We start from the raw sequence: 25,115 nt of genomic DNA, 5'->3' as shown, positions 1-25,115 counted from the left end.
CATTAGGTGGAGGTTACGGTATGTCTATGAAGAGAAAAAAACACATTATGGAATTGTTACAACAGCAAGGCACCTTAGAAATCGCTGAGTTAACAGAACATTTCCAAGTGTCTTCTATGACCATTCGCCGGGATTTAGATCAATTAGAGAACGAAAAGAAATTGATACGTACGTATGGAGGAGCTACCTTAGCCCATCCACTAAAGTCTGAGCGTAGTTTTTCTGATAAACAATTGGAAATGCTTGAACAGAAACAACAAATAGCAGAACACGCCATTCCGTTCATTCAACCAGGGATGACATTATTACTTGACTCAGGAACCACTACACTTGAAATTGCGAAGCGACTTTCCGATATCGAACATCTTACAGTGGTAACAAACGATATCCAAATTGCTGCTGTTCTTATGAATTCGAAATTAGACGTCTATCTACTTGGAGGGCGCGTTCAAAATGATGTAGGCGCTGTATTTGGCAATCATGCCGAAGAAATGCTTAAAGAATTGCATGTCGACCTTTTCTTCCTTGGGGCACATGCTATCCATCCCTCCTTTGGGATTACAGCACCTACAATTGAAAAAGCCGCACTAAAGCGTGAGATGATTCGTGCAGCTGAACAAGTCTACCTCGTCGCAGACACGTCAAAATTCAATCAGAAAGCTTTCGCGAAAGTGTGTGACCTCTCTTCGATTACTGGAATTATTACAGATGATTCGTTACCGAAAGAGATCTATACACAATATAAGGAACTTGCGGAACTAAAAAAGGTTGTGAAGAAATGAAGATTGGAATTATAGCAGATGATTTAACAGGGGCGAATGCAACCGGTGTTCGTCTTGCCAAAAATGGATTTTCAAGTGCGACGGTCGTTTTTGGTGGGCCTATCCCTCAAAATGGGGGCGTATCCGCCATTTGTATCGACACAGATAGTCGGTATGTCGATCAAGAACTAGCAAAAGTGCGCGTTCAAGATGCCTATCACAAGCTCGCTGCTTGGGACGCTCAGATATTCGCAAAGCGAATTGATAGCACCATTAGAGGTAATTTAGGAATCGAGACGGACACCTTACTAAATGAGCTCGGTCCGGAAGCGGTAGCTATTGTAGTGGCTTCCTATCCCGATTCAGGTCGAGTGACATCAGGGGGGTACTTACTAGTTGATGGTATTCCTGTTCAAGAAACGGATGTTGCAAAAGATCCTATGAATCCCATTACACAATCGCATGTCCCTACTCTCTTTAGTGAGCAAAGTTCTCATCCAGTAGCTCATGTAGGACTAGACATTGTTTTACAAGGTTGTGCTGCAATCAAACCTAAGTTACAACAACTCGTGGAAGCAGGTTCTCGCATCATTGTTTTAGATGCCGTAACGAACGAAGAAGTAGACCATATTGCGGAAGCGATGGCAGAACTCAGCACCATTTCTTGGGTACCTGTTGATCCAGGTCCCCTTACAGCAACTTATGGAAGATTAATGGCACATCAAAGTGTAGCTCCAAAAAAGTGGATCTTTTCTATTGGAAGCATTACCCCGCTTACAGGGAGACAACTCCGCTATCTAATTGATAAGACGAACGCGAAACCTGTCTATGTGGACGTGAAGAAACTGGCATCCACAACTTCAAGTTGGGACACAGAAATCGAACGTGCCATCAAGGAAGGCTTAACTCGCTTGAACCAAGAGGACGTTTTAATTATTACTACGTATTCACCATCGGGTCAGGTGCTCAATTTAACAGAACTTGGACAGAAGGAAGGCGTGACGTCAACCGTCCTTGCCAAACGTATTACAGAAGGCCTCGCAACTATCAGTACACAGATTATGACACAGACCAATCATGTAATCGGAGGAACCTTCTCAAGCGGCGGGGATGTAACAGCTGCGATTTGTTCCGTGAGCCAAGCGGAAGCCATCGGTCTTGAAGACGAAGTTATTCCTCTGGCTGCCTATGGCACATTTATCGGAGGGCTTCTAAATGGCATCTCTGTCGTCACGAAAGGCGGAATGGTTGGCGATAAACAATCGATTTATCAATGTTTCACATTTCTAAAAACTAAAAACCAAGAAGGAAGTGGCGAAGAATGACAAACGAACGCGCAATTATTGCAATCCCAATGGGAGATGCAGCAGGAATTGGACCAGAAATCACGGTAAAATCTCTAGCTAAACAAGAAATTTATGATGCATGTAAACCTCTTGTCGTCGGAGATGCAAAAATCATCGAAAAGGCAATCGAAGTAACAGACGTGAAATTGTCTGTTCGTACAGTAACCTCACCTGCAGAGGGGAAATATGAATTCGGAACCGTAAATGTTTTAGATTTAAACAATATTGACCTTTCTACTTGGGAGGCTGGTCAAGTATCTGCACAATGTGGTCAAGCTTCTTTTGAATACATCAAGAAGTCTGTCGAACTAGCAAAAGCTGGTGAAGTCGCTGCTTTGGCAACTACACCAATCAACAAAGAATCTTTAAAAGCTGCGAATGTACCATACATTGGACATACAGAAATGTTAGAGGACCTTGGAAACACGCCAGACCCACTAACTATGTTCCAAGTGCATGACTTACGTATCTTCTTCTTGACGCGTCATGTATCTGTAAAAGAAGCCATTGATCAGATGACGAAAGAGCGTGTGAGAGACTACTTGAACCGTTGTGATAAAGCATTGCAACGCCTAGGTCTTGAAAATCGTAAACTTGCTGTAGCTGGATTGAATCCACACAGTGGAGAAAATGGACTTTTCGGTCGAGAAGAACTAGATGAAATTGCACCGGGAATTGAGGCAGCACGCGCGGATGGAATTGACGCACATGGTCCAGTACCAGCTGATTCAGTCTTCTTCCAAGCTTTACACGGGAAATACGATGCCGTCCTCTCTCTTTATCATGATCAAGGGCACATCGCCGCTAAAATGACGGACTTCCACCGTACGATCTCTATTACGAATGGCCTTCCTTTCCTTCGTACATCTGTTGACCATGGTACGGCATTCGATATCGCATGGAAGAACATTGCATCAAGTGTCAGCATGGAAGAATGTATCAAACTCGCTGCAACATATGCACCGAAGTTCACAGCAGATTCTATCTAACTAGTAGGAACTTGGAAGGGGTTCTCCCCTTCCTTCCCATATATTAAAAATGAAAGGGGTTACATGGGGATGACTCTTGAGACTCAAATGATGTTAGGATTAGTTTTAGGTGTTACTGTTCTTATTTTACTCGTTTTAAAAACGAAGATTCATGCATTTCTAGCTTTAATCATTGCTGCTTCCATTACAGGTTTAGTGGGGGGAATGGCTCCACTGGATGTAGCAGATTCGATATCTTTAGGATTCGGGAATACACTCGCTTCCATCGGGATCATTATTGGTTTTGGTGTAATGATGGGACGAATCTTAGAAGTAACAGGTGCCGCTGAAAAGCTTGCCTATACATTGATCAAATTTGTTGGGAAACGCAAAGAGGAATGGGCAATGGCAATTGCCGGTTATATTGTATCCATTCCAATTTTTGTTGATTCGGCTTTCGTTATTTTAAATCCTTTAGTACGTGCCTTATCATCAAAAACAGGTAAATCCGTTGTTACGTTAGGTGTAGCTTTAGCCATCGGTCTCGTTGCGACTCACCACGCCGTCCCTCCAACTCCAGGTCCATTAGGAGTTGCTGGTATCTTCGGAGTTGATGTCGGTTTAATGATTTTATGGGGATTAATTTTTGCTGTGCCGATTATTATTGTAGGCGTATTTTATGCTCAATGGGTCGGGAAGCGCATCTATCAAATTCCAAGTGAAGATGGATTAGGCTTCGTCCGTCCTGAAAATGTTTCTGCCTATGATGAATTTATTGCTCTTTCATCTGAGCGTGAAAAAGAGCTTCCGTCGTTATTCAAATCAATTTTACCGATTTTATTACCGATTGTTCTTATCTTTATTAATACCACTTTAACCGCACTCGAGATTTCGGGTGGGGCAATTGATTACCTTCTCTTCTTAGGAAAGCCAGTCATTGCGGTCGCATTAGGTTTAGTGGCTGCCATCTATGCTCTAGCGAATCGCTTGAAACGTGAGGAAGCACTCGAGCGTATGGAAGAAGGAATGACAACTGCTGGTATCATTTTACTAGTTACCGGTGCCGGTGGTGCGTTGGGGCAGGTTCTGCGTGAAAGTGGCGCGGGTGACTATATTGCGCAAGTGATTGCAGACTTACCGCTTCCAGCCATTTTGATTCCTTTCTTCGTTGCTACTTTGGTTCGTCTGATCCAGGGAAGTGGAACGGTTGCTATGATTACAGCGGCATCTATCTCTGCACCGATCTTAGCGAACCTAGATGTGAACTTAGCATTAGCTGCGCAAGCGGCGGCATTAGGTGCCATGATTTTCTCTTACTTCAACGACTCCATGTTCTGGGTCGTCAACCGCATGCTCGGCATCAAAAATGTCAAAGAACAAATCATGGTGTGGTCAGTCCCAACAACTTTAGCTTGGGCAACATCATTAGTTATGCTTCTCATCGCCAATATGTTCTTTGGTTAATATCTGTATATCAAAAAACGCCTTTTCCGTTTAGGAAAGGCGTTTTTTACTATTAGATGTACGTCGTCACAGCCCCAAATCCAAGAGCAAGTAAAATCACAACTGCCGGATGCAGTTTTACACGTTCCAATAAGATATAAGCGCCAATCACTAAAAACACGGTGATCCACGCCCCATTTATTTCATAGGAATCAAAAAAGAATTGAAAGGTAAGGACGACCAACAGAACCGCAATAACCGGACGAACCCATTTCGTTAGGTTTTTCACATACGGCGAATTTTTGTAGCGCCATAGAATGTTTAGTAGCACAATCATCATCAGGAGGGAGGGACCGACACTCGCAAAGAGAGCAACCATCGCCCCGAGCACACCTGCTTGATCATACCCTACAAATCCAGCCATCTTCGTCGCAATCGGTCCCGGAAGCGCGTTTGCGGCAGCAACCATTTCCGAGAACTCCGGGTTGGTCATCCAGCCGTAGCGATCCACGACCTCCACTTGTACGAGTGGAATAGCAGCAGGTCCTCCTCCGTACCCGAGAATTCCCGGAATCAAGAAGGCGAGAAACAGTTCCCAGTAAATCATAGGCGTTTCCTCCTTTTCGTGAGAAGTGGCGAGAAGATGAGTGCAAACACTGCAAGAATCACAAAGGCTGGGTGAATGTTCAATACATACATGGCAACATAAGCAATGACAATCGCAAATATGGCTTTTGCCCAGCCAATCGAATCCCCAGATTTTTTCACAAAATCCCATGCGAGGACCCCAAGCATGACAGTCACCACTGGGATGACTGCGCTGGCCATATTGGTCACCACCGGTAGATCTTTATACGCTGCTAATAAGTTGAGCAACAGAATCACCGCAATGACTGTAGGCACTACATTGACCACAAGGGCAATCAGTAGCCCCAGCATGCCCGCCACGCGGTACCCGATATAGCCCGCCATCTTCGTGGCAATCGGTCCCGGCATTGTATTGGCGAGGGCAAGGATATCACCAAATTCGTCATCGGTCATCCATTTATATTTCTTCACTGCCTCTGTATGAACTAACGGGATAGAAGACGGTCCGCCTCCAAATCCGAAGATCCCAACGCGGAAGAATCCAAGCGCCAGTTCTTTGTAAAGACGACCAGTCGAGCGTTCATCTGCTGTCTTTACATGTTGACGTGCTACCAAGCAGCGACTGATCCATCTGTCCGTGATTCGGTCCCACCTTGGAGTACGCCCGTTTCAGGATCTCGCCAAATGATTTGACCACGTCCAAAACTTCCTCCATCCGGTAAGACCTGTACTGTATGTCCTTTGCGAATCAATGCCTGAACCAAGTAGTTCGGGAATTCCGGTTCGACATGAATCGTCTTTCCTTCAATCCACTGCCATCTTGGCATATCTAGTGTCGCTTGCGGATTCAAGTGATGGTCTACTGTACTTGCAACGACCTGGAAGTGTCCTTGTGGCTGCATGTATCCACCCATGACACCAAACGGTCCAACGGCTTTGCCATCTTTTGAAAGGAATCCAGGTATAATCGTGTGATACGTTCGTTTCCCTGGCTTTAAGTAGTTTGGATGTTCCGGATCCAGCGAGAAATCATGCCCACGGTTCTGTAGGGCAATCCCTGTACCTGGCACAACTATGCCTGAACCGAAGCCCATATAGTTACTTTGAATATAAGAAATCATGTTGCCTTCATTATCTGCCGCTGCTAAATAGACTGTACCTCCGCGCGGAAGATCGTATGGTTCCGGTTGAAGTGCTTCGTCACCAATAAGTTTCGCACGTTTCGATGCATACTCATCTGAAAGCAGATGCTGCGGGTCAACTGGCATTTCACTCGGTTCCGTAATAAATGCTTTGCCATCTGTGAACGCAAGTTTCATCGCTTCGATTTGACGGTGTAAGCTGTCGACATCCTGCCAATGATTTTCACCTGTTTTCTCGAAGATTTTTAATGCCATTTGTGCAATCATGCCTTGTCCGTTAGGAGGAATTTCCCACACATCATAGCCTTTGTAATTGGCCGATAACGGTTCTACCCATTCGGGTTCATACGCAGCAAGATCTTCTTTTGATAAATACCCGCCGTGTTTTTTCATGAAAGTATCCATCTGATCGGCAAGTTCACCTTTATAAAAGGCTTCCGCTTCCGTTTCTGCAATCGCACGTAACGTCGATGCATGTCCTGATGAAGACCATAGCTCACCAATCTTCGGAGCTTCCCCAGATGGCGCGAATGTCTCGAACCAACCTGCAAACTCTTCCGACGTATGCGTTTCTTTAAACTTCTTATGCGCAAGGCCCCAGAACTTTCCGAGGATTGGGGAGATCGGGTACCCTCCTTCTGCGTAGCGGATGGCAGGGGCCAACACGTCTTTTAGCGGCAGCTTTCCAAATTTCTTTGATAGGGCTACCCACCCAGCAGGAACGCCAGGAACCGTCACAGGAAGTACGCCAAACACAGGGACATTTTTGTGTCCCGCTTCTTTCAATTTATCAGCAGAAATGGACTGTGGCGCAGGTCCGGAAGCGTTCAATCCGTGTAACTTGTCCTTTACCCAGACAAGAGCAAAGGCGTCGCCACCGATTCCATTTGATGTCGGTTCAACAACTGTCAATGCGGCTGCAGTTGCAATGGCTGCATCAATGGCGTTTCCACCTTGTTTTAAAATATCTAGTCCTGCTTGGGCAGCAAGTGGTTGAGATGTTGCCACCATGCCGTTTTTTCCAAATACGGTATTTCGTTTCCCTGGAAAGGGATGGTATAAATAATCCACTATACGTCAGCTCCTTCGAGTATACTCTTTCCTGCAAAATGACAGGCTGCAAAATGCTCTGGTTGATATTCTTGCCATTCTGGTTTGGATTGGACACAGACGTCTTGGGCAATCGGACAACGTGTATGGAATGGACACCCACTTGGTGGGTTTGCCGGATTCGGTAAATCCCCTTGTAAGCGCACTCGTTTCACGTTGGCATGGACGGATGGGCGTGGAATAGCTGAGAGAAGCGCTTGAGTATACGGATGAAGAGGGGTTTCAAAAAGTTCTTCTACTTTCGCTAATTCTACACTGTTTCCTAAATACATTACTAAGACGCGGTCACAGAAATATCGTACCACACCTAAGTCGTGAGAGATGAATAGATAGCTAAGGTTATATTTCTCTTGAATGGTTTTTAATAACTTTAAGACTTGCGCTTGAACGGAAACATCGAGCGCGGAGACCGCTTCATCACAAATGATAAACGATGGATTTAATGCGATCGCTCGTGCAATTCCGATGCGTTGTCGTTGTCCTCCACTAAATTCATGAGGATACCGATCAAAATGTTCTTCTTTTAGACCTACTTCTTTCAGCAGATCTACGACAGCATCTCTTTTTTCTTTCGCAGAAAGATTTGTATGCATCGAGAACACTTCTACAAGGGCATCGCCTACACGCTGTCTAGGATTTAAAGAAGCATAAGGATCTTGGAAGATCATTTGCATTTCTTTCACAAACTTCTTCTTTTCATGGCGTTTTAAATTTTGGATTTCCTGGTCACGATAGTACACTTGACCATCTGTAATCTCTTCTAATCCTAAAATGGTTCGACCTAGAGTGGACTTCCCACAACCGGATTCTCCGACGACACCCAAACTTTCGCCTTCCATCAGTTCAAAGGAAACGGATTCAACGGCCTTCACATGCCCTTGAACGCGCTTAAGTAAACCACCTTTAATCGGAAAATACTTTTTAACGTTGTGCAACTTTAAGAGGGGCGTCTTCGCTTCTTGTTGCTGTTCCTTCGTCGTTTGTGCCAACACCATCAGATACTGCCTCCTCTCTTGTTAACCAACAACTTACATAATGCCCGTTCCCTAAGTCATCTTCCGGGGGAACCTGCTGGCGGCATCGGTCCATTGCAAATAGACAACGCGGGTGGAACCGACACCCTTGAATTTGCTCGGTCAAACTTGGCAAGGTTCCAGGAATTGGGTGAAGCTCAAATGTTGGGTCATCCACATTTGGCACCGAACCAAGTAATCCTCTTGTATATGGATGCTTCGGTCGATCAAAGATTTCCTCTACTGGACCTTCCTCAATTTTTTGGCCAGCATACATGACCATCACACGGTCTGCAACTTCAGCCACAACACCCATATCATGAGTAATAAACATGACCCCCATATCCAGACGGTCTTTCAGTTCATTAATCAGATCTAAGATCTGCGCTTGAATCGTAACATCTAACGCTGTTGTCGGTTCATCTGCAATCAATAACCCCGGGTCGCCGGCTAATGCAATGGCAATCATCACACGCTGGCGCATTCCCCCACTCAGTTCATGCGGGTATTGATTCATTCGCTTTTCTGGATAAGGAATCCCTACTTGATTCAGTAATTCGATACCACGAGTCGTCGCTTGTTGCTTCGACATTCCATGATGAATCATCAGTGGTTCTCTTAGTTGATAGCCCACCGTCAAAACTGGGTTTAAAGCCGTCATAGGCTCTTGAAAAATCATCGATATTTCAGAGCCGCGCATCAATCTCTTTTTTTCCGCTGAGAGATTGTGGATGGCTTCGCCTTTATACCGAACTTCTCCATTAGCAATACGTCCATTTTCAGGTAAAAGTCCAATGACGGAAAGAGATGTAATACTCTTTCCGCAACCAGACTCCCCTACGATACAGAGAGTTTCTCCTTTTCGAACTGAAAAGGTGACATCCCGAACCGCTTGGACTGGACCTTCCTTTGTACGGAATTCAGTAACCAAGTTGTTAACTTCAAGTAATGTCTCCTTCATCGAATCTCCTACTTTCTTGTTACATCTTTAAGTGTCCATTTTCCATTTGGTTCGAGAATTAAATTTGTATACTCACTGTTCATCGCCCCAGTTACGACACCATGGTACATGACGACGACATCATTCTGCTCGAGCAATAATCCATTCGCTTGATCCAAGTAGTTTAAACGCTCTTCTTGGTCAACCGATGTACGAGACGCATCGACTAACTCATCAAACTCGGCATTCGAATATTGTGCACGGTTAGAAGAACCGATATTGTCAGTGTGCAAGTTCGGATAGAACATTTCTGATCCATCTTGTGTTAAGTTCGCCCAACTTAAGAACGTAATGTCAAATTGGCCAGCACGAGCTGTATCTAAGAATGTTGCCCATTCCATCGTTTCGATCTTTACATTAAATCCAGCTTCCGTTAACTGAGCTTGAGCAATTTCTGCCATCAAAACAAAATTATCACGGTTCGCAGTGAGTAGAGAAATCGTTCGATCACCATACCCATTTTCTTCAACAAGTTGCTTGGCGAGTTCCGGATCATAAGCTTGCCCTGCTGCGTTTTTTGATTCATTGTAACCAAATACCATAGGTCCTAATACGCTGTCGCTTCGAAGACCTAAGCCATTTAATTTACCAACGAATGCATCACGGTCTACAGCAGCCGCAACCGCTTTACGAAAATTCTCATCTTGATTCTCTGGTCGTGATTGGTTGAAAGCCAAATAGAAGACAGATGTTCCATCTTTTTTCTCAATATCGACATTTTGGATAGATTCAATTCGTGCAATCTGCTCACTTGGCAAGTTATCGATAAAATCAACTTCTCCTGTTTGAAGCATAGAGATTGCTGTTGATATTTCAGGGACAACTTTGAAAACGAGCTTCTTAATATCTGGTGCGCCGTCACGGTAGTCTTCAAATGCTTCTAGAACAACTTGGTCACCTGGTGTATAGCTGACAAACTTAAATGGACCTGAACCTACAGGGTTGCTCATCAAGTCTTGCGCTTGGTCAGCTGTTGGACTTACAATAGCTGCGTTTGAGTGTGCCAAAGAAGCTAAGAACGGCCCGTATGGATACTTTGTTGTGATTTTTACAGTGAATTCGTCTTCTACAGTAATTTCATCCACTGGTTCAAGTAAAGATGCACGTGGTGCAGCAGTAGCTGGATCACGCAATTTATCGAATGTGTACTTAACAGATTCTGCATTAAGAGGTGTCCCGTCATGGAAAACTACATCTTCGCGAATCTTAAAAATCCAAGTTAACTCATCAGGGTTTTCATACGATTCTGCAAGAGATGGAATCAACTCCCCTGTATCCGTATCGCGTTCAAACAGCGTTTCGTAAACATGTTCTTGGACATTGGCTGAAACCGAATCGTTTGTCAAAATTGGTGAAAGGCCGGCTACATCAGAAGTCGAAGCGTACACAAATTCTTCAATTTCTCCACCCCCTGCTTCTGTCGTTCCTCCTTCATTTGTTTGGCTTGGTGCAGAGCTCGATTCCCCTCCACAAGCCGCTAATACCACTGCTGCGATAAGTGCTACAAAAAGTACCCATACCTTTTTCATTCTTCATTTCCTCCCTTTTATTAGTTAATTCAGATCCATATTTGGATCCAGTGCATCCCGTAATCCGTCACCTACTACATTGAAAGCAAATACCGTTAGCATGATAGCAATCCCCGGAATTACAGTTAAGTGAGGGGATGTCCACATATAATCCTGACCTTGCGCAATCATTGCGCCCCATTCAGGTGTTGGAGGTTGAGCACCAAGGCCAAGGTAACTGAGTGCAGCCGTGGAGAGGATGGCGGTTGCCATACGCATCGTGGCAAAAACAATGATCGGTGCTAAAGCATTCGGAAGAATATGTTTCACCATGATCCGAAGGTCCGAAGCACCCATAGACTTCATCGCCATGATGTATTCCTTTTCCTTAATAGAGAGAACCGAACCGCGCACAATTCTCGCACACGTCGGAATGGACCAAATACTGATGGCAATAGCGACATTTATCAAGCTTGTTCCTAAAATTGCGATAATCAACATCGCTAGTAAGATACCTGGAAATGCGAACAACAGATCGACAAAACGCATAATGACGGCATCCCATTTTTTGTAGTAACCAGCCAGCATACCGAGCACTACACCACCGAGGAGTCCTAATGTAACGGCAGTGATCGCCACCACAAGTGAAATTTGTGCGCCATAGACAATGCGTGTCCATACATCTCTTCCATAATTGTCTGTACCGAGGATATGTCCTTCTGACATGACAGGTAATTCACTCTTAGTCAGTTGTTGTGTCGCAGGATCATAAGATGTAATCCAAGGTGCGGTGAGCGCCATAATAACTTGAATCGCAATGATGATCAGCCCAACTACCGCCAACTTGTTTTTCAACAATCGTTTCATTGTAGATACAACAAATCGATCTTTCTTCTTTGTTCGGACTTGAGGAGTCTCTACGGAGAATGTGGTAGACATCGTCAGCCTCCTTTCTATTCGTATTTGATTCGAGGATCTACGTACGTGTAAACAATGTCAACAATCAAGTTCACCACAACAAAAAGTGTGGCGACGAGTAGTACCGAACCTTGAACAAGTGGAAAATCTCGCATTGCGATGGCATCAATCATTAATCGACCTACACCGTTAATCGCAAATACTTTTTCTGTAATAATGGTCCCACCTAGTAAGAATCCAAAATTCAATCCAATGACTGTGATGACAGGAATCATGGCATTTTTCAGTGTATGGACCCAAATGACCTTTGTCTCTTTTACACCTTTCGCGCGGGCCGTTCGAACATAATCTGCACGAACCACTTCTAACATAGAGGACCTGGTCATTCGAGCAATCATGGCCGCTGAACCCGTTCCTAAGGTGATGGCTGGTAAAATCAGTTGTTTAAACCCTTCAGCTGTATAGAATGGTTCACTTAACCCTCCGACCGGAAGCCATTGTAAATTTACCGCAAACACTAAAATTAATAGAGCGCCTAACCAAAAGTTCGGAATTGATATACCGGCTAGTGCAAATGTAGTCGATGTGAAGTCTAGCCATGAGTTGTGCCGCAGGGCCGATATCAGTCCTGCAACGAGACCAATCACAACAGCGACCACCATACTAGCAATGGCTAACTTTAATGTGTTCGGAAAGCGAACGGCTATGGCATCCGCTACCGACTGTTTGGTTTGATAGGAGTATCCAAAGTCTCCTTGTACGGCATTTCCTAAATACCGGCCATATTGGACCAAGAAAGGATCATTCAACCCCAAATTTTCTCGTATGTTTTCTAAATCAGCTTCTGTGGCCGTCGGACCCCCAATCATGCTAGCCGGGTCCCCTGGAGCAATATACATGGAACCAAATACTAGAAACGAAATCCCGAGTAGTAGAAGAAGCAATTCTCCTACACGACGAACGATTAATGTGATCATTCCGTACCCCCTTATACATTTGTTAATCAATAATTATGTTTAAATTAACAAAAGTTAATTATTTATTGTTTTTGAGTATAAAACAGATAATTCTAAAAATCTACACTATTTTTCAAATAAATTTGAATTTACACATTTATTTTAATTAATATCGTATTATTTGTTCATTTAGTTACGTTTTGTTGTTAATTCTAAACTTTTCAGATACAAACGTAAGTAACAAACTATTCATTATAAAAACTTAATCTATACAACCTGTTTGTATAAAATTCTAAAAAATGGTAAATAAAAACCCCTGACAATTAGTCAGGAGCTATGTAAATCAAAATTATTAAAGTTTTAGACCGGAGCGACTTTTGAATCTTCGAAGTAAAATATGGCTTTCTACACGTGTAATCCCTTCAAAAGCATATAACTCTTCATTAATGAATTTTTCCAAACTTTGAAAGTCATCAACGAGGACGTGCATATGTAGAGTGGAAGGCCCTGTCATTTGATAACAGCTAGCCACACTTGCGTTTTCTGCTAAATTTTCGGCAACCTCGACCAATGATTTTGGTTCACAATCTACTTCAAAGAAAGCAGACACACTCTTTCCTACTTTTTCTGAATTGACAACTACCGTAAAGCGCTCAATAACGCCACGTTTCTGTAAATCATGTACACGTTCACGAACCGCTACACGTGATAAGTTTAATTCTTTTCCAATATCCACATATGACATACGCCCGTTTTGAATGAGTAGTTCAAGTATGCGCTTATCTGTTTGATCAATTTGTACAGTCATTCTATCTTCCCTCTTTAAAGAATACATTTTGTTTAAAATATACCCTATTTTAAAACATATTGAAACCACAAAAATATCATTTCGTTCATTTCGAAGGATATGCTTGTCGATATTTCCCGGGAAATAGTGAACCTTGTCAGTTTTTGCAAATGAAGCGAACCACATTCATTTCTTTATCGATGCCTTTAATTTCCGCTGTAACATGCTCAATCCTAATGCCATCGAGAAGAGGCGAGTCGCTCGAGATTTCTTCGAATACATCTTTTGCCATCACGATATCATGCCCCTTACTCAACTGTTGCATGCGGGCTGCGATATTGATTGTCCGGCCAAAGTAATCGAGTAAGTCATTGGCATTGACGGCAATTGCCGGTCCGTAATCTCTTCATCTGACCAAGCCTTCTTATAAATACGGTTGCTGCCAGGGGCGTCAAAGACATCCGCTATGGCTATAATCCGTCCAAAGATATGAATTTCTTCACCTTTTAACCCTTGTGGGTAGCCCCTGCCATTCCATCGTTCGTGCTGCTGATGAGCAATGAATGCCGCCACTTTTAACAGGTCCCGATTGGAATGTTTAAATACGTCATAACCAATCGTCGAATGCTCTTTCATCACATGATATTCTTCATCTTCCTTGTCTCTTGGTGGGGCGGATTTGCTTTGTCACCTCTTGCTATAGGAATTGTGTTCATTTCCAACATCCTGTTAGACCGACGCGATTTTATCCAGTGGTGGAACCGAGTCATCATGCGCAATAACGAACTATCTTTGTTATCGATTGTCTCGGACCAAATTTTCCATATTCTTATCCTCGCAGTCATTTTACATTACGGGCTCTAACCTAGTGAAACTTTCCCTCACTCCTCTCGTAGGTAACCTAAGGAGTGATTTTTATGTGGAAACAAAATCGACCACACGTGGAACTTGAGTCTACGTTCGTAGAGCGGGTATTCGTTTTTTTGAGTATAGGAATTTATAGTGTTTGGGTAGGTTGGCTTGCCTTAATATGGGGAGATATCCCCGCTGAGGTTCCGGGTCACTTTGGAATCAATGGAGAAGTGACACGATGGGGGTCAAAATGGGAATTGATCATGTTGCCAGTGATTTCTGGAGTACTGGGTTTCTTCATGATTTGGTTACGAAAGAAGCCAGAATGGCACAACTTTCCTGTTAACATAACAGAAGAAAATGCGCCTTTCTATTATCGATTGTCCCGAAATCTGCTTGTATGGATCACGTTTGTCATTGTGGCAGGGTTTGCGTGGTTGTCATGGGATGTCGTTCAAATTGCACGTGGCCATTCACCATTCTTAGAAAACTGGTTCATGCCAGTATTTTTGACGGGGACATTTGCGCCGGTGATTTACTTCTTCATCCAGATGTTTCGGTATCAGTCGAAACAAAAATCATAAAGGAGCTTTCCGATGGAAACTAAACAAAGAGGTAAATCAAGTTGGAAGACCCCACTCTCTCAATTCATCGTTGGTGGGATAGCAGGGTTCGCAATCGTCAGTTACTACTTTACCCATGACATCACTTTCAGCTTAATGAGTGTTCTATCAATTCTACTCATCGCGATTGCTAGTTTTATTTTCGCTATTATTTTGCACGAAACTGGTCATGCGCTTGCTGGTAAGCTTTCGGGTATGGAAGTGATGAACCTTTCTTACGGACCCTTCATCTATGCAAAGACGAATGGAGCATCTAAATTCTATTTTAAGGCACCTGCTATGGGATACATAGGACGTGCAATGTTGCGCTTCCCTACACAATTACCAGAGCATGAAATGCGGAGACGATTGATTCCTTTCATTTACGGAGGTCCTGTAGCCAATATAGTCGTAGCCGTCTCCCTACTCATTCCATCCTACATTTACGGATGGAGTGGCTGGTTTACATTTGCGCTAGTTCAACTGTTTACAGGTCTCTCAAACCTTACATCGATGGAAACTGGTGGTGCCCAGACAGATGGGCGAGTGATTGCGATGTTAAAAGGAAAAGAGCCGGGGGCAGATCTGTTACTGATCAGCTATAAGCTATTGCAACAAGACCCTACAGCCTCTGGACGTTGGACGAATGATGTCATGCAAGAAGCAGAAGAAATCATCTTGCGTTATAAAAATTGGCCTCTTGCAGCGTCTTTATTGGCTTCTGTTAGTCCGTACTACTATTCTCGCGACCCCGAACGCATTATAGAGCTTTCCGAAGACAGAGCGTTTTTAGAGCGGACAAAGCAAAGTAGTATTTTAGAAGACATTACAGATCTCTCGGTTATTACGAACTACTATTACGCAGGAAGATTGATGACAGAACCAGGTATTGAAGAAAAGCTCCGCCAAATTAGTGACCGTGACAAGGTCTCTCGTCATCTGCGCGATGCGTATTTAGCACTTATTTCTGGTGATAAGAATGAGGCGATAACCGCTATTTATGCCACTGAAAAAGAGTTAGGCGATTGGCATCCACTCTATTTAGAAGCTACCGCTCTGAAGTCTGTGCTACGTGATTTACTCCAGGATGCAAGAAGCAGCTGACCCCATGAGGCCAGCTGCTTTTTAATTGAATGACGTAGCGGCATTCGATGCAGCCGCTTCATCTGCTTTCACACAATCAATCGCGACTACCAATCCAATCATAATTTCTTCCATAGATTCCTTATAGATAGTGACTTGATAGCTATCTCCCCAAGCAAACCATTCTTTCGATACACTCCCAATGACTTCTCCATTTTGAAGAACATCAAATGTCATGTCCCACCAATTCCCTTGTACTTCAATTCCGGCAGCGTCAATCGTGTAACGCGCTTTGAAGAAGGAGAACTCTTTTTTGATTGTGATCATTTGACGCCCGTTCACTTCTAGAAAGAACTGGGGTAAGAAACTAAAGGTTTTCTTTGTAACCATAGCAATTTCTGTGCGTGACGTGTCAAAGATACTGAAGGTCTTTGGAATCTTCATGAAGCTACCTTCTACAAAATAAGCATCGTTCTGATTCTCATCTTTCACTGTGAATTGTCCATTTAAACTAAAGACTTTTTGTTTGATATAGAGTTGTCTCATACCGCATCCCCTTCCGCGTTGTACTACATATCTTTACGAAGTACGGAAGCAAAAGATTCAATTTCATGGCATACTACAATAAAAAGGGTGCGTAAAAAAGTAGCTTCTCTCACTTTTGTTTAGAGAAGCTACTAGTCTTGTCTATTTTGTTCCTTGTTTACGTTCACGTAAGACCGTCAATAGTTTTTGATTGATGGCTAAGTACTGTTCAACTTCTTGTTCCGATAATATACTAAAAAGCTCCAAACGATGCTTGCGGCCCAACTGAGTCGCCTCTTCCAGCACTCGCTCTCCTGCCTCTGTAATAGAAAGCTTGGTTTGACGGCGATCTCCCTCAACTGCTAAACGCTCTACCAATTCTAACTTTACAAGTTTGTTCCCAATATTGGTCATCGCACCACCTGTAAAATGTAATCCTTCTGCAAGTTTCATCGAATTTTGTGGACCTTTTCGTTTCAACTCAGCCAACACGAGGATTGGTGAAATACCAAGTGGATGTTCGAATTCTTCATTCCAGCGCATAATTGCCTCATTTGTCACTGCTTCAGCAGAATGAATCAACTCAAATAAATCTTTCGATTTCTCTGTCATATCCATCCCCCTCTTTCTCTTGTATTTTAGCACTAAACAATATAAAGAAGAAGAGAAGTGCATGGTTCTCTCCCATGCACTCCTCGAGCATTTATTCGGATTCCATTTCTGCTGGTTCTGATTCGTTTAAGTCTACGTCTACTGAAGAAATGAAGTATTTTGTCCCTTCAACTCCATCTACAACTACTTTCTTACGATCAAAGAGTGACACTGTTTGAATCTTTTCCATTTCTCCCGTTTCGGGATCTTGCGCGTAAATGCGGTAACCAATAATTGCGTCATCGCGAACGGCATGCCATGAAAGTGTACTCGTTGCTTCATTTAAGGAGATGTTTGAAGGCGCTTCGGGTTCTGTTTCCAACACGCTAGAATCTGATACAAGCTTTGTCGTAACCACTAGACGTTGATCGTGCGATCCAACATCCCGGTTAAATGTTCCTGTACATGTAATCAAATTCAACATTTGTTGATTTGACGGTCCAAAAATCTCACGTATTGGTGCTTCTTCAGTTTTATAGCTCACTTTATTCGTTACTTCAAACACCATCTCTCGTCCAGTGGAGTCTGTAATAATGACTTGCTCTCCTACTTCTACATCTTTAAGATCATAAAAGATAGCAGGTCCGGTTGTGCTGTCGACGTGGCCCGCTAGAACAGAGTGTCCTTTTGCCCCCACTTTGTATCCAGGTTCAAACCACCCTACTTCGTCCGGATCATCCGGAACCCCCATCTCTCCATTCTCTAAAACTCCTGTAGGCTGTACAGTAGCTTTAACTCCAATAGAAGGTATTTCTATTGTTTGAGGCTCCATTCCCTTGATTGCATTTAGGCGCTGCTTTTGCAGTTCTTTCAGCTTTTCACGTTGTTTTGGGAGAATGGGGAATTCGGCGATTTTATCAACATCATCTTGAATCTCCGTCAATGTCTTCACTTCTTGACGTGGGGATTCTTTTGACTCTGTCGTTTGCCCTTCCGCTCCTATTGGTTCATCTCCCATCGGATCTAAGATGAAAAATAGACTTGTAATTAGAAGTAATGCCACAACTAGTGGCAGAAAGCGCTTTTGCATGAATACCCTCCTCCCTTAAACCGAATCGTGTGCTTTAGTTCTGCACTTTTCTTTGGCGATACATGACTGCTCCTGCTGAAAGAAGAATCAATGTACTTAACGCTACCCATAGGTTCATCGTAGAGTTTGCTTCTGAACCACCAAGACCTGTGGCTGGCATTTTTTCAGGTGCCGTTGTCGTAAATTCTTCTGGGAACTGGTCGACAATCGCAAAACTCAACAATTCTCCAAGGTCGAACATAATCGCATATCCATCGCGATACGTAGAATAGGAGCCGTCAAAATCACCTGTCACATAAAAGTTGAATGTATCGATTACAGACTTTTCATGTGCAGCAATTGCAGAAACTGTATCTTCTAAAGGCATTCGCCCTTCTGTTGCTTCACTTAAGAATACTCCAAGTTCATCAGCAAACGCGTTCGTCAATGATTCTGTTGCTTCGTCAATCGCCGTTTGATCTTCATTTGCTCGAGCAAATGCTAAATCACTTTGTGCAGAAAGATGCTCTCCTGTCCAAATTTGTTCAAACTGAGTGGCTGCTTCCTCACCGTAAAAAGTGGAGATTGCGCCAGTAAACTCAGCGGTATTTTGGTCCTGCGCCCAGTCTACAAAGTCAAAGTCTTCTGAAGCTGTGAACCCTTTTATTAAGCTTAGGTTTGCTAGTGCAAAGTGTTCTGCTGCGAGACGATTAACAGTCGAACGGAAATCACCAGCTGGCGTATTCGGGTCTGTAAATTGGTCGGGGAACTGTGCATGGATCGCTCCACTGATTGCAGCTCCTGCTCCAAAAATTTGTTTAAACCCTTCTAAATAAGTCATATAAGACGCTTCGTACTCGCCCTCCACATATAAATCAAATGTATCTTGAACGAAGTCTTCATGTGTCCGTAACGCTTCTTTTGCCCCGTCCGCTGGAAGATTTCCTTCAGTAGCCGTTCCTAGGAAGTCGCCCATCTCGGTAACGAATGCTTGAATCCCATCCAATGCTTCTTGCTTTAGTTGTTCATCTCCATTTTTCACAGCAAGTGCGTAGTCATCCGTCCCTGTGTTGTGTTTATCAAAGATTTCAACGAATGCCGCACCTCCTTCTTCTCCATAAACAGAAGCAATGACTGGTTCCATATCTGCTGCATTTTCATCAAGTGCATCCATTGCTGCTTCTGCTGCTTCATCACCATCATAAATCTTCATCATGCTATCAACAGCCAGTACATAGTGTTCAGATAACAAGGCATCTAAAGTTGCCCGTAGCTCAACACCGGAAGTATCAGTTGTGGGTGCTTGTTCTGCAGCACTCGCTGTTGTGATGCCAGATAATAAAAGAACAGCCCCGGCAAGCGGAGCTATTATTTTTTGTTTATTCATAGTATCGACTCCTTCGGTTTTTTGTATAAAGAGCTAACGAAGGAATTTGGTAGATGGATCACTTTAACGTAGAAATTTTTCAAGCAATTGCTGATTTTGTTCCAGGAACGCGCGGTTTTAGACACCGATGCGGTTCTTTCGTATACTCAATTTAATTGGAGGGGATCAGATGACGACGCGATGGATTTTTGGAAGTCATCTTTCACATGACTTACCCATTGTGAAAGAAGCAGATAAAGAAACGGATGTTTTTTTGTTTGTCGAAGCGCACTCTCGTTCGACCTGGCAAAACTACCACAAACAGAAGCTTGTTCTCGTGTTTTCAGCAATGCGTCACTTTGCGGAGGAACTCAAAAACAAAGGATATACGGTAGATTACCGAGAGGCAGGGGAGAAACGCGCTGAAGAAGACAAAGAAGCCATACGGAAAAAGGCTGCATCTTTAAAAGCGCAGCTAGCTTCCGGTGCGTTTCATCTAGACAACAAAACAACCTCCTACTCGGACTGAGCGGGAGGTTGTTTTTATGCAAAGATCGTTTGGACAAGCACCATATAAAATACAGTCCCACCGGCAATCGACAGTAACATATTGCGCTTCCATATATGTAAACCTACAATCAGTAAAATCCCAAGTATCTCGGGTAACCCGTATAATCCCCCGGTCCATTCTACATCTTTCACACTATAAATCACCAAGAGGCCAAGTACAGCTGGCGGTAACAAACGCCCTAAAAACAACACATAGCCTGGCGTCGGTTTATCCGCTGGGAAAATCCAGAACGGTAAAAACCGCGTCAACATCGTACCGAGTACAACTACTGCAATCGTTATAATCTGTTGCGTCAATGTCATAACGGCTTCACTTCCCTTCGCTCAAGCGGCTTCCGGAAAGCAATTAAAATTATCAAAATCCCGATCATCGCCGGAATGACGAACTGATTCGCGCCAAATATCATCAGTGCAGCAACGGATGCAACCAGCCCAATCATCGCACTTGTATGGCGTTTTTCTTGTAGCCAGTTTTCTAAGAAAATCACCACAAACAAAGCCGTCATTACGAACAACAGGCCATCTGTATTGAATGTGATGAATTGACCCAGTACTGCCCCAAGCGTCGAACCTCCCACCCAATACATGTGATTGTAGAGCGTGACAAAAAACATGAACCATCCTTTATCAATCGTGGGATCTGGCTTCGCTGTATAATTTATAGAAAATGATTCATCACACATGCCGAAAATTAGATACAACTTCTTCTTCCCAACAGAATGGTATTTCTCGAGCATCGATAGTCCATAGAACAGGTGGCGCGCATTCACCATAATCGCTAGCAAAAACGCTTGAAATGGAGCAAACGCCATCAATAAAAGGTTCGCTGTAATAAATTCAATGGAGCCTGCAAAAATAAAAAAGCTCATCAAAATCGGGAAGATCGGATGAAACCCTAATGAAGTCATATAGATTCCGTACGCCGCTCCTAAAAACGTGAATCCAGCTAGTATCGGAATGGTCGCAGGAAAAGCCGCACGTGCTGCTCTTCTTACAGGTGATGCCATGGTGCAACAGCCTCCTTCTCTCTCTACCTCAGTTGTACCATATTTCCATTCCTATAAGTATCATTATTTTCAGGTTTATTTTAAATTCTACAGATAAGCCTTTGACAATTTCCAAAAAGTGCTGTAAATTACTCAATGGACGAACATTAATAGTGTTTTAAATTAAAATATTCGTTTTTAGGGGATGGAATGAATGGAAAATGTATTTGATTATGAAGATATTCAGTTAGTACCAAATAAATGTATCGTTGAAAGTCGGTCAGAGTGTGATACGTCGATTCAATTTGGAAACCACACGTTCCGATTACCTGTCGTGCCTGCAAACATGCAGACCATCATTGATGAAAAAATCGCTATGTATTTAGCGGAGAACGGGTACTTCTACATCATGCACCGTTTCCAGCCGGAAGCACGCAAAGCATTCATTGAGAGGATGCAGGAAAAAGGACTTGTGACGTCAATCAGTGTTGGGGTAAAGCCAGAAGAATACACGTTTATTGAGGAATTGAAACAACAAGAACTTGTTCCGGATTACATTACGATTGATATCGCACATGGGCACTCGAATGCTGTAATCAGAATGATTCAACATATTAAAACGCATATTCCAGAAACGTTTGTTATCGCAGGAAATGTTGGAACTCCTGAAGCTGTTCGTGAACTTGAGAATGCCGGAGCGGACGCAACAAAAGTGGGAATCGGGCCAGGTAAAGTATGTATTACGAAAATCAAAACGGGATTTGGCACAGGTGGCTGGCAGCTCGCTGCTCTACGTCTATGCGGAAAAGCGGCAACGAAACCAATTATTGCAGACGGCGGAATCCGTACACATGGAGACATTGCGAAGTCTGTTCGTTTTGGTGCTTCGATGGTGATGATCGGGTCGTTGTTTGCTGGTCATGACGAGTCTCCAGGCGAAGTGAAAGAAGTTGATGGTAAAGTCGTGAAAGAATACTTCGGTTCTGCTTCTGAGTTCCAAAAAGGTGAACGCAAAAACGTCGAAGGCAAGAAAATGTTTGTCGAGCACAAAGGAAAATTACAAGACACACTAATAGAAATGGAACAAGATCTTCAATCAGCGATTTCGTATGCAGGTGGCGACACATTGGACGCACTTCGTCACGTCGATTATGTCGTCGTCAAAAACTCTATCTTCAATGGTGACAAAGTATATTAAATAAGTGACCCCTGGGATGCAACCCAGGGGTCTTATTAGGTAACATCTTTCCAACGATACCCGATGCCCCAGACAGTTACCAAGAACTGATCGATTGGGAATTCTGCCTTTTTTAATTTATCCCGAAGATTACGCATGTGGGAATCTACGGTACGCGGTTCTGTGTGAGTCGCAAAGTCCCAAGCAATGGCAAGTAACTGTTCACGACTATACGTTCTATTAGGATGCTTCATCATAGCTTCTACTAATTGAAACTCTTTCATTGTCAACTGGACTTGTCCATCGTTCCACAAGATTGCATAACTTTCCGTATCTAGTCGAATGCCATCTATCTCAATCCCTACGGGCACAGGTTCTGGAACCCTTCTCAATAATGCCTGCACTCGAGCCACTAACTCATCTTCATCAAACGGCTTTGTGACGTAATCGTCCGCACCCAGCGTAAGTCCTTTTACCACCTCTTCTTTCCCTTCTCGAGCTGTCAGCATCAAAATAGGAACAGTAGAGAGACTTCGAATCTCTGTACATACTTCAAACCCATCCATTCCTGGCATCATCACATCTAAAACCACAAGATGAATCTCCTGTGTCCGCATCACGTGAAGGGCCTCTCTTCCGTCTAATACTTTTACACACTTGAATCCATGAGGCTTTAAGAATAATTCAACAAGGTCAACCATCCGCCGCTCATCATCGACAATCAGAATTTTTTTCATAGTTATCACCTCTTACAACAAAATAGAAAAGGTTGTTCCTTTGCCACCTTCACTTTTTACGTCAATCGTTCCGCCGTGTGCTTCCACCAACTCTTTAACGATGGAAAGGCCAAGACCCGAACCTCCATGTGAGCGAGATCTTGATTTCTCGACCCGGTACAATCGGTCAAAAATCGCATCCAGTTCGCTCTCCTCCATTCCTGGGCCTTGATCCGTCACTGTAATACGCGTCTTCGTACCCTCTTGGTGAACACGGACCTCCGTGTCTACTCCTTTCCCACCATACCGCCGAGCATTATCTAACAAATTCACAAGAATCTGCTCAAGACGGAGAGGGTCTGCATACACGATTACATCAGGTTCAGTACTATACAATAAGTGACTGTTTTGTTGTTCAAATGACGGGGCCAACCGCTGACAAATCCTTTGTATGAAAGGCTCCATCTCAATTTCCTCTTTCACGACTCGAAAACTAGGGTCTTCAAGCTTGGCCAATTCAAATAGATCTTCTATCAGTGCGGTCAGCCGAATGGTTTCTTCCCGAATGATTTCAAGGTACCGCTGTCTTTCAGCAGGCTGTACATCTGGTCGCATTGCCACTTGTGAATAGCCAGCCAAATAAGTGAGCGGGGTACGAAGTTCATGAGAAATTGAAGATAAAAATTCAGTTCTATTTTTTTGAAGATGTTCCAAATCTCGTGCTAGCTTTTGAATAGAGGCTGCCAATTCTCCGAGCTCGTCTTTGCCTTCGATTGGTAGCACTACATTGAAATCACCTTTACTCAACTTTTCTGTAGCCACTTTCATGCGAGCGAGAGGATGCGTTAAAAAATGTGTCAAAAGGATATATATCACTCCAAGAACTAGCAAACTGCCTATACCCGCTAATAAAAAATGGAAGTTTAAGGTATCCATCAATTTTTGAATTGCTGATGTACTTTGCAGCATGACAAGTGTTCCGGACTCTCCCGTCTCTGCAACAAATGGATGGGCACTAATTAAATAGGGTTCCCCCTTCCATTGCTTCTGCAAAATCGTATCTTCAGCAATGGTTGAAAACTCCCAGCGTGAAGCGATTTGCTGCCACTCTTCTGAGATCTGGCTAGAAGCATCTACTAGTTGTTGCTCTTCATCCAATAGTGCTACACCTCGGTCATTGCGCGACTCCATTAACAAGATATGATGAATGGTTTCTGTAGAAAAATTATCTTCTAACACTTCCCGGTGATTCGCGCCAGTATCTAATTGCCGCGTATACTCTTCTTCCAAGCGCGCTTGTTCGATATTTGGATGCAGATACATCATTAAGAGTCCTTCCAACAATAAGATTGTCACCAAAAAACACACAGCCAGCTTGATGGACAGTTTGCTCATTTTTCTCCTCCTTGCAAAAAAGAGCCTCTCGCGATGGAGAGACTCTCAAGATGTTAGTTGACAGGAGATAATTCACTTTCTGTAACCCATTTGTGATTGGTTACTTCATCTCCAGTTACTTTGTCCGTATAGTTTACCATATAGACTGTTGTTTCTTCTGCTGAATCAATGGTAGCTGTGGCTCCGTCCATTCCTTCCATGTGATCAGCGTCAAGCGTAACTTCTGCGCCAGCCTCTAGAGGGGCTTCTCCTGCATCTTCTAGCTCTTCATGGACAACCCATTTATGGTCTTCAACCGGATCTCCTCCAGATGTTGGTGTATAGCTGACTGTATAGACGGTTGTCTTAAACGCGCCTACGATTTCAGCTTCTACCCCTTCCATCCCTTCCATATGAGCATCTGTAATGAGAGCTGTATCACCAACAGCAAAGGTTGGACTTTCAGCTTCTTGTAAGCCAGATGGAATGGATCCATCCGTCGAATGATTCATAGAGCCATGATCCATGTCTCCGTGACCCATTTCACCATGCTCTTCCATTTGCGACTCTTCCATCATCATGTCATCATTCGCATCTCCACAAGCTGCCAAAAGTAAAGTTGCAGTAAGTGTTGCAGCAGCGAAACCAGTATATTTTTTCATTG

At 43.5% G+C, this 25,115-nt stretch carries 28 protein-coding genes; 8 read left to right on the top strand and 20 right to left on the bottom strand.

The window, feature by feature from the left end; all coding sequences use genetic code 11:
* Positions 1–20: 20 nt before the first annotated feature.
* From ACF3OH_RS00725 to ACF3OH_RS00710, 4 genes are all read left to right on the top strand, one after another.
* Entirely contained in the window at positions 21–782 is a 762-nt protein-coding gene (locus ACF3OH_RS00725; protein WP_204590077.1) for a DeoR/GlpR family DNA-binding transcription regulator, read from the top strand.
* Complete coding sequence (locus ACF3OH_RS00720; RefSeq protein WP_204590076.1) at positions 779–2,086, top strand: four-carbon acid sugar kinase family protein; 1,308 nt, start codon at positions 779–781, stop codon at positions 2,084–2,086. Before ACF3OH_RS00725 ends, ACF3OH_RS00720 begins: the two co-directional genes overlap by 4 nt.
* Complete coding sequence (pdxA, locus tag ACF3OH_RS00715) at positions 2,083–3,096, top strand: 4-hydroxythreonine-4-phosphate dehydrogenase PdxA (RefSeq protein WP_204590075.1); 1,014 nt, start codon at positions 2,083–2,085, stop codon at positions 3,094–3,096. Before ACF3OH_RS00720 ends, pdxA begins: the two co-directional genes overlap by 4 nt.
* Before the next feature lie 69 nt (positions 3,097–3,165).
* Positions 3,166–4,539 carry a GntP family permease gene (locus ACF3OH_RS00710; RefSeq protein WP_204590074.1) on the top strand — a complete coding sequence of 458 codons (1,374 nt, stop codon included), beginning with the start codon at positions 3,166–3,168 and terminating at the stop codon, positions 4,537–4,539.
* 52 nt (positions 4,540–4,591) lie between these two features.
* Here the strand turns inward: ACF3OH_RS00710 and ACF3OH_RS00705 are convergent, their stop codons facing one another.
* From ACF3OH_RS00705 to ACF3OH_RS00655, 11 genes are all read right to left on the bottom strand, one after another.
* Positions 4,592–5,125, bottom strand: a complete 534-nt coding sequence (locus tag ACF3OH_RS00705) for a chromate transporter (protein WP_204590073.1) — start codon at positions 5,123–5,125, stop codon at positions 4,592–4,594.
* Entirely contained in the window at positions 5,122–5,721 is a 600-nt protein-coding gene (locus ACF3OH_RS00700) for a chromate transporter (RefSeq protein WP_392455356.1), read from the bottom strand. The genes ACF3OH_RS00705 and ACF3OH_RS00700 overlap by 4 nt, the downstream gene beginning before the upstream one ends.
* The gene (locus tag ACF3OH_RS00695) at positions 5,715–7,319 is read right to left on the bottom strand and encodes a gamma-glutamyltransferase family protein (RefSeq protein ID WP_204590071.1); all 1,605 of its coding nucleotides are present in this window, start codon (positions 7,317–7,319) and stop codon (positions 5,715–5,717) included. The genes ACF3OH_RS00700 and ACF3OH_RS00695 overlap by 7 nt, the downstream gene beginning before the upstream one ends.
* A complete protein-coding gene (locus ACF3OH_RS00690; protein WP_204590070.1) occupies positions 7,319–8,353 on the bottom strand; it encodes an ABC transporter ATP-binding protein in 1,035 nt (344 codons plus the stop codon). The genes ACF3OH_RS00695 and ACF3OH_RS00690 overlap by 1 nt, the downstream gene beginning before the upstream one ends.
* Positions 8,280–9,332, bottom strand: a complete 1,053-nt coding sequence (locus ACF3OH_RS00685; protein ID WP_204590069.1) for an ABC transporter ATP-binding protein — start codon at positions 9,330–9,332, stop codon at positions 8,280–8,282. Before ACF3OH_RS00685 ends, ACF3OH_RS00690 begins: the two co-directional genes overlap by 74 nt.
* An 8-nt stretch (positions 9,333–9,340) precedes the next feature.
* Positions 9,341–10,900: an ABC transporter substrate-binding protein gene (locus ACF3OH_RS00680; protein WP_392455354.1), complete on the bottom strand. Its 1,560-nt coding sequence runs from the start codon at positions 10,898–10,900 to the stop codon at positions 9,341–9,343.
* A 24-nt stretch (positions 10,901–10,924) separates the two neighbouring features.
* Complete coding sequence (locus tag ACF3OH_RS00675) at positions 10,925–11,818, bottom strand: ABC transporter permease (RefSeq protein ID WP_204590067.1); 894 nt, start codon at positions 11,816–11,818, stop codon at positions 10,925–10,927.
* A 14-nt stretch (positions 11,819–11,832) separates the two neighbouring features.
* Positions 11,833–12,774 carry a nickel ABC transporter permease gene (gene nikB, locus ACF3OH_RS00670; protein WP_204590066.1) on the bottom strand — a complete coding sequence of 314 codons (942 nt, stop codon included), beginning with the start codon at positions 12,772–12,774 and terminating at the stop codon, positions 11,833–11,835.
* A gap of 331 nt (positions 12,775–13,105) precedes the next feature.
* Entirely contained in the window at positions 13,106–13,561 is a 456-nt protein-coding gene (locus ACF3OH_RS00665) for an Lrp/AsnC family transcriptional regulator (RefSeq protein WP_204590065.1), read from the bottom strand.
* A gap of 136 nt (positions 13,562–13,697) precedes the next feature.
* A complete protein-coding gene (locus ACF3OH_RS00660; protein WP_239584870.1) occupies positions 13,698–13,835 on the bottom strand; it encodes a hypothetical protein in 138 nt (45 codons plus the stop codon).
* A 17-nt stretch (positions 13,836–13,852) separates the two neighbouring features.
* Positions 13,853–14,176, bottom strand: a complete 324-nt coding sequence (locus ACF3OH_RS00655) for an HD domain-containing phosphohydrolase (RefSeq protein ID WP_204590087.1) — start codon at positions 14,174–14,176, stop codon at positions 13,853–13,855.
* Between the two features lie 281 nt (positions 14,177–14,457).
* Here ACF3OH_RS00655 and ACF3OH_RS00650 point away from each other — a divergent pair, with 281 nt between their 5' ends.
* Positions 14,458–14,976, top strand: a complete 519-nt coding sequence (locus tag ACF3OH_RS00650) for a DUF1648 domain-containing protein (protein WP_204590063.1) — start codon at positions 14,458–14,460, stop codon at positions 14,974–14,976.
* A gap of 12 nt (positions 14,977–14,988) precedes the next feature.
* Positions 14,989–16,098, top strand: coding sequence for a site-2 protease family protein (locus ACF3OH_RS00645; RefSeq protein WP_392455353.1), 1,110 nt, complete (start codon positions 14,989–14,991; stop codon positions 16,096–16,098).
* Positions 16,099–16,119: 21 nt separating this feature from the next.
* Here ACF3OH_RS00645 and ACF3OH_RS00640 read toward each other — a convergent pair whose 3' ends face one another.
* The 4 genes from ACF3OH_RS00640 to ACF3OH_RS00625 form a co-directional block, all read right to left on the bottom strand.
* A complete protein-coding gene (locus ACF3OH_RS00640) occupies positions 16,120–16,623 on the bottom strand; it encodes an LURP-one-related/scramblase family protein (protein WP_204590061.1) in 504 nt (167 codons plus the stop codon).
* 141 nt (positions 16,624–16,764) lie between these two features.
* Positions 16,765–17,214, bottom strand: a complete 450-nt coding sequence (locus tag ACF3OH_RS00635) for a MarR family winged helix-turn-helix transcriptional regulator (protein WP_204590060.1) — start codon at positions 17,212–17,214, stop codon at positions 16,765–16,767.
* 91 nt (positions 17,215–17,305) lie between these two features.
* Positions 17,306–18,283, bottom strand: coding sequence for a sortase domain-bontaining protein (locus ACF3OH_RS00630; protein ID WP_392455352.1), 978 nt, complete (start codon positions 18,281–18,283; stop codon positions 17,306–17,308).
* A gap of 34 nt (positions 18,284–18,317) precedes the next feature.
* Positions 18,318–19,649, bottom strand: coding sequence for a hypothetical protein (locus ACF3OH_RS00625; protein ID WP_392455350.1), 1,332 nt, complete (start codon positions 19,647–19,649; stop codon positions 18,318–18,320).
* Positions 19,650–19,818: 169 nt separating this feature from the next.
* On the opposite strand from ACF3OH_RS00625, the gene ACF3OH_RS00620 reads away from it, so the two are divergent.
* Positions 19,819–20,157: a cryptochrome/photolyase family protein gene (locus tag ACF3OH_RS00620; protein WP_392455348.1), complete on the top strand. Its 339-nt coding sequence runs from the start codon at positions 19,819–19,821 to the stop codon at positions 20,155–20,157.
* 14 nt (positions 20,158–20,171) lie between these two features.
* On the opposite strand, the gene ACF3OH_RS00615 is transcribed toward ACF3OH_RS00620, so the two are convergent.
* On the bottom strand, positions 20,172–20,501 hold the full coding sequence (locus ACF3OH_RS00615) for a branched-chain amino acid transporter permease (protein ID WP_392455347.1): 330 nt from the start codon (positions 20,499–20,501) through the stop codon (positions 20,172–20,174).
* On the bottom strand, positions 20,498–21,205 hold the full coding sequence (locus tag ACF3OH_RS00610; protein WP_392455346.1) for an AzlC family ABC transporter permease: 708 nt from the start codon (positions 21,203–21,205) through the stop codon (positions 20,498–20,500). The genes ACF3OH_RS00615 and ACF3OH_RS00610 overlap by 4 nt, the downstream gene beginning before the upstream one ends.
* Before the next feature lie 193 nt (positions 21,206–21,398).
* On the opposite strand from ACF3OH_RS00610, the gene guaC reads away from it, so the two are divergent.
* Positions 21,399–22,382, top strand: a complete 984-nt coding sequence (gene guaC, locus ACF3OH_RS00605; RefSeq protein WP_392455345.1) for a GMP reductase — start codon at positions 21,399–21,401, stop codon at positions 22,380–22,382.
* A gap of 35 nt (positions 22,383–22,417) precedes the next feature.
* On the opposite strand, the gene ACF3OH_RS00600 is transcribed toward guaC, so the two are convergent.
* From ACF3OH_RS00600 to ACF3OH_RS00590, 3 genes are read right to left on the bottom strand one after another with little or no spacing between them, the layout of a single operon-like run.
* Positions 22,418–23,098 carry a response regulator transcription factor gene (locus ACF3OH_RS00600; protein ID WP_392455344.1) on the bottom strand — a complete coding sequence of 227 codons (681 nt, stop codon included), beginning with the start codon at positions 23,096–23,098 and terminating at the stop codon, positions 22,418–22,420.
* A gap of 12 nt (positions 23,099–23,110) precedes the next feature.
* A complete protein-coding gene (locus ACF3OH_RS00595; protein ID WP_392455342.1) occupies positions 23,111–24,472 on the bottom strand; it encodes a sensor histidine kinase in 1,362 nt (453 codons plus the stop codon).
* Between the two features lie 53 nt (positions 24,473–24,525).
* A complete protein-coding gene (locus ACF3OH_RS00590) occupies positions 24,526–25,113 on the bottom strand; it encodes a YdhK family protein (protein WP_392455340.1) in 588 nt (195 codons plus the stop codon).
* Positions 25,114–25,115: the final 2 nt, after the last annotated feature.

Origin of the sequence: Chryseomicrobium aureum (genome assembly GCF_043182735.1) — a bacterium.
Classification (GTDB): Bacteria; Bacillota; Bacilli; order Bacillales_A; family Planococcaceae; genus Chryseomicrobium; species Chryseomicrobium aureum.
The sequence above is the reverse complement of the archived record's forward strand: the minus strand, read 5'-3'. Positions and strand labels throughout refer to the sequence as shown.